The following is a 797-nucleotide window of genomic DNA, read 5'->3' as shown; positions in this document are numbered from 1 at the left end:
ACCAACTTATTGACTACAAGCTCATTTATCATAATCGAGATAAGCACAACGTTGCTCATCAAGCACTTAGGAGGCGCATTCGTCACTATCTCATCCAGATCTTTTCTCGGCTTCATGAGACATCGTAAAGAACTGTGCTTCCCATTTCTGCGTATATACTTTCTATCAACAGATGCCTTTTCAGAGAGTAGTTATGTTAGAAGAACGACTTTATGAACGTTATCTGCCTGGGTACTTAGAAAGTAATAGTGAAGAAGAAAAGCAGCGCCTATGGCAGCAAGCTGACCCTAACACGATTTATCAGCTCAATAGCGAATTACAAAAACTGCACGGTGAGGGTAACGACCTCATATCTTTTAGTGACCCCCATCGTTCGCACCTCCCGATCTCCGCTTGGCCGGACATGCTGTCGGCCGACATTGCCTTTTGGCGCAAGCACCAACACTGGTTATTGCAAAGTAATGACCCAGTCACTCCAACTAACGAAGACGACTTGAGCGTGAATTATAAAATTCCGCTCAATTACATCAACCAATACAATGGTGAGCATTTACGCCTGTTCTACGGGTCTCGCCTCGTTTATGCGAGACTGTTCAGTGCCCTGCACTACATTTTGAATCACGTTAAATCGGTGATCGAAGATTGGAGCCACGATCGCTACCCCTATCAATTACCCATAGAACTGTACATACCAACGATAAGTGAGCCGCAATCGGCAGTACGAAATACATATCACCATTTCAGTAGTGCTAACTATCAAGCACTTAAAAACTATTTCCAGCAGCACTATTCAAGTT

At 43.8% G+C, this 797-nt stretch carries 1 protein-coding gene; it reads left to right on the top strand.

The annotated features are described in order from the left end of the window. Positions 1–193: 193 nt before the first annotated feature. Positions 194–797 (top strand): hypothetical protein (locus tag R7O13_RS26070; RefSeq protein ID WP_318305101.1); only part of this gene is annotated, 604 nt, incomplete at its 3' end.

It is taken from the genome of Vibrio sp. Y176, assembly GCF_033438945.1.
The sequence above is the reverse complement of the archived record's forward strand: the minus strand, read 5'-3'. Positions and strand labels throughout refer to the sequence as shown.